Genomic DNA, 11,868 nt, shown 5'->3' with positions numbered 1-11,868 from the left:
AGATTGTCGAGTGTTTGGTAACCCAATTATCTCTGTGGCAGGCCCTCACCTTTTATCATGACACGCCCATACTGGTGAAATAGCCTCCAAGATCACCCCTCAAACCAAGAGTTTTGAATAACCCTCAGTGTATAAGCAACCCAATTCGACGGCTAAGAATGATTGGTCCTTAGTTGATCTTGAAAGATTGCCTCCAGATTTTGTTCCGGCTGCTTCATATGCGCTGGTCGGTGATCGTATGGCCTTCGGTACAAGCTACACTCGCTGGGCTCATAAATCAGCGTGTGAATATTATCGTTTAGCAAGCATGGCGTGCCATGGCGGATAGTGCCAATGAACGGACTTTGATGGCTGCAATAATACCGGTGGGTGCCATGCATATTAATGGAGTCTTCAGTATCGGTGGGATCTCTTGGCCCCGTCTTGTGCAGGTCGGAGCGTTCACATCATCACTACTCCTTGACTTCTCCGTCCGGGCTGCCCCTAAGAGCGGCATCTATCAAAGTGTGTTTGATCGACTTCCAGCGCCTGATCCTGATCACCCCTTGGCCTCAGAGCTATTGCTCCGCGCTTTGCGTCTCAATTGCGCCACCACTGCTTATACTGATCTCTGGTCTGCTTGTTGGCGTCCCAAGTTCACCCTGGACTCATGGGCACTGACGGTGAATTCCGGTGTCAAGCTCGGCGACGTGACACCTGAGTGGAAGTCAAGCACCTTCCTGCGCCGTGCTATCGACCGCCGCCAAGCCCTCGTCGAGATCGACGCCCTCGTTGCCCTCATGCTCGGCGTCACAGCCGATGAGCTGTGCACGATCTACCGCACCCAGTTCGCCGTCCTCTACGGCTACGACCACGACAAATACTTCTACGACGCCAACGGTCGCCTCGTCCCCAACGACGTGCTCACCACATGGCGGAAAGTGGGGGACTCCATCACATGGGAGGAGCGCACAGCCACGAACGCGTCGGGCAATACCTACACGTACGAACTGCCCTTCCGTACCTACGACCGCGAAGCAGATATGCGTGCGGCCTACGCCGAGTTCGAGCGGCGCATGGCCGCATCGGAAAGTCGAGGCTGATCGTGCAAGGATCGCTCCAGGCGCTCACCGATGTCTTCGAGGGCAAGGACAGGTGCCTCGTCATCCCCGTCTACCAGCGCAACTACGACTGGAAGAAGGGCAACTGCGCTCGTCTCTTCGACGACCTGCTCGACGTCATCGAGAACTCCCGCCCGAACCACTTCTTCGGCTCCATCGTCTACAAGATCGAGGGCGCCATCGGCGAGATGACCATCATCGACGGTCAGCAGCGTCTCACCACGGTGAATCTGCTCTTTCTCGCGCTCCACAACTGCCTGGCCGACGGCACACTTGAACCTGACCCCGATCTTGCCGAGTGGATCCGTGACGACTTCCTCAACTCCAAGCACGCGGCCAACGGTCGCAAGCTCAAACTGAAGCCGGTGAAGGCCGATGCCAGCGCCTACGAGAAGCTGTTCGCAGACGGGCTTGACCTTGACGAGACATCCAACCTCACGGCGAACTACCGCTACTTCGTCGAACGCCTCGGCCGACGCGAAGCCGAGCCCCGGCAGCTCTTCGACGCCATCCGCAAACTTCAGGTGATGCGCCTACAGCTGGAGGAGAGCGACGACGCCCAACTCATCTTCGAGAGCCTCAACTCCACCGGCCTCGACCTCACCCAGGCCGACATGATCCGCAACTTCGTGCTCATGGGGCAGAACCCACAAGACCAGGAAGAACTCTACGAGCAGTACTGGAACCCCATGGAGCAAGACGTCGACTACGACAGCTCCGAGTTCATCCGCCACTGGCTCACCGCTCGGCTCGGCCGCACACCCAAGAAGGACCGTCTCTACGAGGAGTTCCGAGCCTACGTTCGTGCTTCCGAGCGCCTAGTGCGCGACATCCTCGCGCAGATGCGCACTCATGCCCGGCATTACCGAGACCTGCGGAAGGCGATGGTCGGTGAGCAGCGCGTCGACCGTCTGCTGCGCCGCTTCAACCTGGTGGACCGGACGGTCACCATGCCCCTCCTGCTCCCCGTCATGGACGCCTACCGGAGGGGAGACTTCACTGCCGATGAGCTGCTGAAGGTGCTGGCCGTGGTCGACACCTACCTCACCCGCAGGTGGGTGTGCGGGTTGCCGACCAACGCCCTTAACAAGGTGTTCGCACTGGTCTGGCGTGAAGCCGTGAAGAAACACGAGGACGGTGACTCGCTGCCCGAGATCATCGTGTACCTGCTGGCGAGCAGACAGGGCACGGCGATCTTCCCGGGCGACCAGATGTTCGGCGTGGCCCTCGCGGAGAAGGATTTCTACCACATCTCGGCCGCCCAGAGGAACTACTTCTGGGAGTGCCTGGAGAACGGCGCCTCGAAAGACACCCGGGACATCGCGGGAGCGCTGGCAGCCGGTGACATCAGCGTCGAGCACATCATGCCGCAGACACTGAACCAAGAATGGATCGATAGTCTCGGCGGCGGCGCACACGTGCACGACACCTGGCTCCACAGGCTGGGCAACCTCACGGTGACCGGGTACAACGCGAACTACTCCAACGCCTCCTTCCGGCACAAACGCGACTGCGAGCAGGGATTCAGAGACTCCCCGTACCGCATCAACAACATGCTCCGCGACATCGACACGTGGGGCGAGGAACAGATGCGTTCACGTGGCGCCGAACTCTCTGCCCTCGCAATGGCGTGCTGGCCCGAGCCGGCCGTTCACTACAGCCCTCCTCGTGACACGCGCGACGTGGTGCCGATGGGCGAGGAAGACAGCTTTACCGGGCGCACCCTCCGCGGCTGGGAGTACGACGGTGCCACGTACCCCGTGACCACGTGGCGGCAGATGCTCACCGGTGTCATCGCCATACTTGCCCGGCAGGACCCCGCCGCCGTGCGCAGTCATGCAGCGACGACAACGCAATTCCGCATTCGGGCGGTGCAGAGCGAACCGGAGGACGGCTACGTCGAAGTGGCTCCCGGCGTGGACGTGTCCGTGTGGAACAGTACGAGCGGGAAGATGAGGATTCTTCGCGGCCTCTTCCACACGATGGGCTTGGACACCGACGACCTGGTCTTCCACCTCGAGCCGAAGACCACCGGCAACGAATCAGGCGAGGACAAGGACTGAACCATGACCGAACTCTGCCCGTCACTGGTCGCCGGCGACCTGCGCCGCTCGCTGACCGACTACCTCGTCACCACCTTCGCGCTGTCCGACGACGACGCCCAGGCGAGCCTGCGCGCCTTCCTCACCGACCCGACCGACGGCATCTTCAAGGGGCCGTTCCTGCGCACGAGCATGCCCTTCGCGCCCGCGCCCCGGCACGCCGAGCACGCGCTCGCCTGGATGCCCGCCGGCTTCCAGCCCTACACACACCAGGCCGCCGCGTTCGAGCGGCTCGACTCGGCGCGGCCGGGTGGCCCCCGGCCCACCCTCGTCGTCACCGGCACCGGCTCGGGCAAGACCGAGTCCTTCCTCATCCCCGTCCTCGACCACGTGATCCGCGCCAACGAGGCCGGGGCCACCGGCGTCAAGGCGCTCATCCTCTACCCGATGAACGCCCTCGCCGACGACCAGGCCGGCCGCCTCGCCCGCCTCATCACCACCGAACCCGCCCTTCGCCGGGTCAGGGCCGGCATCTACACCGGCGACAACGACTCGGGTACCGGCACGCGCACGGTGGTGAGCGAACGCGGACTCATCACCGACCGGCAGATCATGCGGGCCGACCCGCCCGACATCCTGCTCACCAACTACAAGATGCTCGACCAGCTGCTGCTGCGCGGCGACGACCAGCACATCTGGGCCGCCTCCGCCGACTCCCTGCAGTACCTCGTGCTCGACGAGTTCCACACCTACGACGGCGCCCAGGGCACCGACGTGGCGATGCTGCTGCGCCGCCTCGCCTGGACCCTCGACGCCCAGCGCACCCGGCCCAGGGGCGACGGCCCCCACCCGCTGCGCCCGATCACACCCGTCGGCACCTCCGCCACCCTCGGCAGCGACGACGACTCCGACCAGGCCATGCGCGAGTTCGCCCGGCAGGTCTTCGGCGAGGACTTCGACGGCGACTCCGTCGTCCGCGAGAAACGACTCGAACAGGACCAGTGGGCAGACGGCGCGGACGCCGAGATCGCCCGCATGCGGCTGCGGCCCATCCCCATCAACTCCGTCACGGCCGCCCGGCTCGCCGACGAGGTGCACGGCATGGACGTCGCCGACCTGTGCCGGCGGCTCCTCGCCGGCATGTACGAGTACGTCGACCCCAACGTGCAGGAAAGGCGCTACCAGTACACCGACGAGCAGCAGCTGCTGCTCGCCAAGGCCCACCCCTTCATCGCCGAATACCTGCGCCAGACCGCCAAGGCCACTGCGGCGACCGAACTCGCCGACCGGATGCTGCCGGGCGACCCGGACACCGCCGAGGCGCGCACCGAGTTCATCCTCGACCTGCACGCCGCCCTCGCCCACCTGCGCACCGCGCTCGGCCGCCAGGCCCCCAGCACCGAGACCCACCTGTGGATCCGCGAGCTCACCCGCATCGACCGCGAGGCCACCGCCGTGCCCCAGTTCACCTGGAGCGACGACGGGGCGCGCGAACAGTCCGCCGCGGCCTTCCCCGCCGTCTACTGCCGCCGCTGCGGGCGCAGCGGCTGGGGCGTGCTGCTGGCCGCCACCGGAACCGACCTGGCCGCCGCCGACAAGGACAAGAACATCCGCGGCAACCACGCCCGCCGCGAAGGCCGCTTCCGCGCCCTCATCAGCGCGCCCCGCGAGGGCGCCCTCGACGTCAGCAACCAGGCGAAGACCCCCGGCGTGGCCTGGTTCGACCCCGCCAACCGCACCTTCACCACCACCCCCGAACCGGACGACCCCGCCTACCTCGACGCCCAGCTGCTGCCCGTGCTCATGCTCACCGGACCCGACGCCGACCAGCTGTCCGCCAAGGACCAGTGCCCCAGCTGCGGCGCCGACGACGCCATCAGATTCCAGGGCTCGGCCATCGCCACCCTGCTGTCGGTGAGCCTGTCCACCCTGTTCGGCGAGCAGCACCTCGACCGGGCCGAGAAGAAGGCGCTCGTGTTCACCGACTCGGTGCAGGACGCCGCCCACCGCGCCGGCTTCGTCACCGCCCGCTCCCGCTCCCTCGCCCTGCGCACCATGCTGCGCTCGGGGCTCGCCGCCCGGCCCTGCACCCTCGACCAGCTCGTCGACACCATCATCGACGCCGCCGGGGACGACCCAGCCGCCCGCTACCGGCTGCTGCCGCCGGCCATGGCCGACGACGACACGTTCAAGCCCTACTGGTCGGCCACGACCGCGCCCGCCCGGCTCGCCGCCACGGTGCGCTCGCGGCTGCTGCTCGACGCCTCACTCGAGTTCGGCCTCGTCTCGCGCTACGGGCGCACCCTGGAACAGACCGGCTCGGCCTGGGCCGAGGTGGACGCCGGCCCCGCGGCCCAGGTCGCCGCCCTCGCCCGCCGGGTGCTCGCCGGGTCGGCGCAGCAGCAGCTCGGCGGCGCCCTCGCCGGCACCGACGCCCCCACCCGCGTCCGCTGGGTGCGGGGCGTGCTCGAACGCATGCGCATGCAGGGCGCCATCGACCACGAGTGGTTCGCCCGGTTCATGGAACGCGACGGCGCACCCTACGAGATCTGGGGCGGACGCCACCCCAAGAACGCCATGCCTGCCTTCACCCCGTGGCGCTCCCGGCCCGCCTTCCCCCGCACCGGCCGGCCCGGAGCCAAGAGCCTGCTCGACCCCGTCACCGTCGCCCAGTCCTGGTACGCCCGGTGGACCAGCCGGGTGCTAGGCGTCGACGCCGGCCACGGCGGCGCGCTCATGCGGGCCCTGCTCGGCGCCCTCGAGGAGGCCGGAATCCTCACCGGGCACGCCATCGACGGCGGCGGCGCCTCCGAACGGGTCTTCGCCATCCCCACCCACCGCATCAAGGTGGCCGCCACCAGTGACCGCCAGACCGGCCAGGTGATGCTGCGCTGCGACGTCTGCCACACCCGGCACGCGGCCGGCCCCGACAGCGTGCGCGAACTCGACGGCGGCCCCTGCCTGGTGGGCCGCTGCACCGGGCGCCTGTCGGTCGAGGCCATCGACCCGGGCAACTTCTACCGCCAGATGTACACCGGCGGCCAGATGGAACGGGTCATCGCCAAGGAGCACACCTCACTGGTCGAGACCTCCCAGCGCAAACGCTACGAACGCGAGTTCAAGGACGGTGCGGGCGAGCCGGCCGCTCCGAACGTGCTCGTCGCCACACCCACCCTCGAAATGGGTATCGACATCGGCGACCTGTCCGCCGTGTTCCTGTCCTCGCTGCCGCGCCGCGTCGCCAACTACGTGCAGCGCGTCGGACGGGCGGGCCGCGCCAACGGCAACACCCTCGACGTGGCGCTGGCCACCGGCCGCGGAGAGCACCTGCCGCGGCTCAACGACCCCACCTCACTCATCAACGGCGCCGTGCGCCCGCCCGCCACCTACCTGAGCGCCGTCGAGATCGTGCGCCGCCAGCTCATCGCCTCGATCGCCGACGCCCGCGCCCGCGAGACCGGCAGCAGCCCCGGCACCGCAGGCCAGGTGATGCGGCTGGAGTCCAACAGCCTGCTCGCCGACGTCATCGAACGCGCCGAGGCCGAGCCCGACCGGCTGGTCGACCACTTCGCGGCGGGCTTCAACGGCATCTTCGACGACTCCTTCATCCAGGAACTCCGCGGCTGGGTCCGGCCCGCCGCCGGGCCGGCGACCAGCGGCCTCGCCCGGTACGTCAGGCGGGCCGTCGACCGCTGGAGCGCCGAACTCGACGACCTCGACCACCGCCGCGCCGACATCGAGGAGGCCCTGCCGCACCTGCGCGACCTCGCCGCCGGGGCCAGCGAGGGCAGCGACGAACTCACCGCCGTCCACGAGGCCGAGGCCGCCCTGGCCCACCTGAAGCGGCGGATCGCCGAACAGGGCAGCGAGTACTGGATCCAGCCGCTGGAGCTGTACGGGCTGTTCCCCAACTACACGCTCATCGACGACCAGGTCGAACTCGACGTGCAGGTCACCTGGTTCGACGAGGACGCCCGCGAGTTCAGGAACGAGCCCCACACCTACACCCGCGGCTCCGCCCGCGCCCTGCGCGAGTTCGCGCCCGGCGCCACCTTCTACGTCGACGGCCGCCGCATCGAGGTGGACAGCGTCGACCTCGGCAGCCAGGGCCAGCACCTGCGCACCTGGGCGCTGTGCCCCGAGTGCGGCTACCGCGAGGACGTCACCGGCGGCCGGGCGCAGCCGGCCCGCTGCCCGCGCTGCACGAGCGCCGGCATCGCCGACACCGGCCAGCAGTACCAGGTGGTGGAGCTGTCCCAGGCCTCCGCGCAGGTGAGCCGCGACGGCTCACGCATCGACGACACCGACGAGGACCGGGCCAAGGCGAGCTTCACCATCGTGCCGATGGCCGACATCGACCCCCAGTACGTCACCGAACGCTGGTACACCGAGGACGTCGGCCTCGGCATCACCTACGCCCAGCGGCTCGACCTCGCCTGGCTCAACCTGGGCCCCCGCCGGCCCGGCCCCACGCAGCAGATCGGCGGGCACCGGGTCGAGGCGCCCCTGTTCCGCGTCTGCGAGCACTGCGGGCACCTCGACCAGGACCCCAACGCGAACTCCGCCAGGGAACACCACCCCTGGTGCCGGCACCGCAACGACCTCGACGAGCACGCCCGCCAGATCATCCTCAGCCGCTCACTGACCACCCAGGGAGTCCTCATGACCCTGCCCTGGCAGACCGCAGCCGGCGACCTCTACGCCATCCCCAGCCTGCGCGCCGCCCTGCGGCTCGGCATGCAGAAGGCCTTCGGCGGCTCACCCGACCACCTCGGCGTTGCCAGCGTCAAGGCGTCGGCCGCGCTCGGCCAGCCGGTCACCGACGGCCTACTCATCCACGACCTCGTGCCCGGCGGCACCGGCTACCTGGCCGACGTGGCACGCCCCGAAAAGCTCTGGCAGATCCTCACCCAGGCCTACACGAGCGTCCGCGACTGCGACTGCCGCACCGAGGGGCGCCTGGCCTGCCACCGCTGCCTGCTGCCATTCGCCGACTACCAGGACCTCGACCAGGTGTCGCGCATCAGCGCCGAACGCAGCCTGCGCGAACTGCTCGGCGGCGACACCGAGGCCGGCTCGCAGCCCGCCTGGCGGGTCACCGACCAGGCCCCGCACACCGACCGGGACGACGAGTCCTTCCTCGAACAACGCTTCCGCCGGGCCTTCACCCGGATGGTCGAGGCGGCCGGCGGCAGCTGCCACGAGCAGGTGAGCGGCAGGGGCAACATCATCACCGCCGGTTTCGGCTCGCTGAGCTGGCGGCTCGAACCCCAGGTCAACCTGCTCGACAGCCGCCCCGACTTCGTGCTCAGCGGCGCCGGCATGCCCCAGCTCGCGGTCTTCACCGACGGCTTCGCCTACCACGCCACCGCGGCCGCCAACCGGCTCGCCGACGACGCCGCCAAACGACAGCACCTGCGCGAGGCCGGCATCGCGGTGCTCGCCGTCACCATGGACGACATCACGGCCTTCGAGCAGGCCCTGGACCACAAGGCCCCGCCCGAACGGCCCTTCTGGTTCGTCGAGCAGGTCATGGACGGTGCGAAGAACCTGCCCGAGTTCAGCTTCAGCCAGAACACCCAGCAGGCCGTGCTCGACGGGCCCTTCGGCATCCTGCGCTACTGGATGACCGCGCACGCCGAGGCCCGGGACAACCTCGAGGCCTTCGGCTCGGTCGTCCCCATGTGCTTCACCCCGACCGGGGCGCAGTGCTCGGTCGACGCAGGGGAGGCCATGGTGCGGGCCGCCCGCGGGCTGCTCGACGGCGAACCCGCGCAGGGGCTGGTGCCCAACGCCTGGTGGTGGCACGACGGCCCGCTCGGCGTGCTCGTGCGCGCCGCAGGGAAACAGCAGGTGCGCATCGACGTCGCCCTCGTCCTCGACGACGACCCGGCCGGCCTCGGGCAGCCGGAGTTCAAGGACGCCTGGCAGCGCTGGCTCGGCTTCTCGAACGCCCTGGTGCTGCGCGGAAGCCCGCACCGGACCTGGATCGCCACGACGAGCAGCCTGACCGGGACGGCGGCACCGGCCCTGGCCGAGAGCCCCGCCCAGCTGGAAGACTTGGCCCCGGAATGGCTCGACATCCAGCAGGAGCTGGGCGCCGAGGTCGCGTTCTCGCCCGAGTTCTTCACCCGGCTCGCCGACGCGGACCTGCCCCTGCCCGAGGTGGGCGAGGAACTCGGCCCGGGCATCCCCGTCGACCTGTCATGGCCGCAGCAGCGCGTGGCCGTCACGATCGAGCCCGACGAGAAGGACATTACCGACCTCGCCGCCGAGGGCTGGCGGCTCCTGCCCGCCGACGCCGACACGATCCTCGACGCAATGGAGGCGCATCATGGCTGAGTCGTTCATCGTCATGAGCAAGCAGGCCAACAAGCTCGACAACTCGCTCAAGCAGAAGGCCTACTCGTTCCTCGAGAAACTCGGGGCCAACGACGAGACCCCCGGCCTGCACGTCGAACGGATCGAACGCGCCGCAGACCCGCGCGTGCGCACCGGGCGGGTCGACAGGCAGTACCGGGCGGTGCTCTTCCGCCTCGACAACGACGGCCAGCGCTACTACGTCGTGCACGGCATCTACAACCACGACGAGGCGATCGACATCGCCCTGCGGACCAGGCTGACCCTCAACCCCGTCAACGGCATGCCCAACTTCGACATGGTCGACCAGCAGCAGGCCCCCGTCCAGTCGGCCCAGACACAGGCATCCTCGCACGGTGGCGGCGCCACCGCACCGGCCCCCGTGCCGGCTGCCCCAGTGACGCCAGTAGCCGAGGAGGAGCGGCCTCCTGCGATCATCGCCACCGTCGACGAACTCGTGACGGGTCTTGGTTTCAGCCCCGAGCTCGCCGCCCGCGCCGTCGCCCTGCCCGACGAGGACGCCCTGCTGGCCCTGGCGGAGGAACTGGAGGGCTGGCGGGGCAGCGCGCTGCTCGACCTGCACATCGGCAAGTCGATCGACAGCATCCGCGAAGAGCTCGGACTCACCCAGCGCGCCACCGCGGCCGAGGAGGCCGGCGCGGACAGCGACGAGGCGATCATCGGCAGCTTCCAGGCCCCGGCCGCCCGCATGGAGTTCGCCGTCATCGAGGGCGCCGATGCGCTGCGCGCCGTCATCGACGGCGGCGACTTCGGCGCCTGGCGCGTCTTCCTGCACCCCACCCAGCGCCGCTGGGTCGAGGGCCGGTGGAACGGCCCGGCCCGGCTGACCGGCGGCGCCGGGACGGGCAAGACCGTCGTCGTGCTGCACCGCGCCGACTCGCTGCTGCGGCAGCACCCGAAGGCCCGCGTCATCGCCACCACCTTCACCCGCAACCTCGCCGACGAACTCGACCGCGGCCTGCGTCAGCTCAACCCCGAACTACCCTTCGCCAGGGGGCTCGGCCGCCCCGGCGCCTACGTGTCGGGCATCGACGCGCTCGCCACCGCCGTGCTCAGGAACGCGGGGGAGGGCCTGGACGAGGCGACGGCCGCCGTGCTCGGCACGGGACGAACGGACCTGTCCCGGCGCACCAGGGAGCAGAGCGCCTGGCGCGACGCGCTGGACGCAGCCGGTGGGGCACTGGCCCCGCGCCTGCGCAACACGGCGTTCCTGCAGAGCGAGTACGAGCAGGTCATCCTGCCGAACCTCATCGCCACCGAGACCGACTATCTCAGGGCGCGCCGCGACGGGCGCGGGGTGCGGCTCAACCGCGCGGCCCGCAAGGCGGTCTGGCAGGTCGTGGAGCGCTACCGCGCCGACACCCGCCTGGCCGGGACGATCAGCCACGCCGAGGCGGCCGCGATCGCCGCCGCCTACCTGGAGCAGGACCGCCCGATCACCGACCACGTGCTCGTCGACGAGGGCCAGGACCTGTCGGCCTGCCACTGGCGGCTCGTGCGCGCCCTCGTGGCCGACGGGCCCGACGACATCTTCATCGCCGAGGACTCCCACCAGCGTATCTACGGGGCCCGGCTCGTGCTGTCGCGCTACGGCATCAACACCCGCGGCAGGTCACGCCGCCTCACACTGAACTACCGCACGACGGCCCAGATCCTCGGCTGGGCCACCGGGGTGCTCGAAGGGGGCGACTACGTCGACCTGGACGAGGGCCGGGACAGCGTCGAGGGCTACCGCTCGGCACGCAGCGGCCCCCGCGTGCGGCTCATCAGGGCCGACTCGATGAGCGGCGAGCTCGACAGGGCCGCCCAGACCCTCAGCGCCTGGCTGGCCGCCGGCGACACGGCGCCCGAGACCCTCGCCGTGCTCGTCCGTGCCCGCGCCACCCGCGATCTCGTCGTCGTCGGCCTGGCCGAGCGCGGCGTCCCGGTGACGCCGGTCGACAAGGGCGGGGTGCGACAGGGCAGACCGGTCGTCATGACGATGCACCGGGCCAAGGGCACCGAGTTCGCCAAGGTACTGCTCTTCGACGTCTCGCAGGGCTCGATCCCCGCCGCGATGCGCGTCTACGACTACGACGAGGCCGAGCACGAGGACGCCATGCTGCGCGAGCGCTCCCTGCTCTACGTCGCGGCGTCCAGGGCCCGCGACGAGCTGGCCGTCACCTGGAACGGCGAGGCCAGTGAGCTGCTGGGGAGTGAAACGCGGTGTTGAACATCGGTCATGATTGCCAACCGTGTGCGGTAGGCCAGCAGCTCAAGGTCACTACCCAAGGACGCAGCCCCGTTCCCGGAGCCTGCGGTTTCGCCGTTTCCACCAGGTGAGTTGACAGATTGATGCCCGACTG

At 69.1% G+C, this 11,868-nt stretch carries 3 protein-coding genes and 1 pseudogene; all 4 read left to right on the top strand.

Annotated elements, in window-relative coordinates; all coding sequences use genetic code 11:
* Positions 1 to 130: 130 nt before the first annotated feature.
* Positions 131 to 1,082 (top strand): annotated as a pseudogene (locus tag D9T14_RS14280) (hypothetical protein); the annotation flags it as partial.
* A gap of 2 nt (positions 1,083 to 1,084) precedes the next feature.
* Positions 1,085 to 3,163 carry a DUF262 domain-containing protein gene (locus D9T14_RS12245; RefSeq protein WP_170175675.1) on the top strand — a complete coding sequence of 693 codons (2,079 nt, stop codon included), beginning with the start codon at positions 1,085 to 1,087 and terminating at the stop codon, positions 3,161 to 3,163.
* A 3-nt stretch (positions 3,164 to 3,166) separates the two neighbouring features.
* On the top strand, positions 3,167 to 9,484 hold the full coding sequence (locus D9T14_RS12240; RefSeq protein ID WP_119162772.1) for a DEAD/DEAH box helicase: 6,318 nt from the start codon (positions 3,167 to 3,169) through the stop codon (positions 9,482 to 9,484).
* Complete coding sequence (locus D9T14_RS12235; RefSeq protein WP_119162771.1) at positions 9,477 to 11,735, top strand: 3'-5' exonuclease; 2,259 nt, start codon at positions 9,477 to 9,479, stop codon at positions 11,733 to 11,735. The genes D9T14_RS12240 and D9T14_RS12235 overlap by 8 nt, the downstream gene beginning before the upstream one ends.
* Positions 11,736 to 11,868 lie beyond the last annotated feature (133 nt).

The sequence above is a fragment of the Propionibacterium australiense genome (assembly GCF_003666605.1).
In the GTDB taxonomy this organism is placed as follows: domain Bacteria; phylum Actinomycetota; class Actinomycetes; order Propionibacteriales; family Propionibacteriaceae; genus Propionibacterium; species Propionibacterium australiense.
The sequence above is the reverse complement of the archived record's forward strand: the minus strand, read 5'-3'. Positions and strand labels throughout refer to the sequence as shown.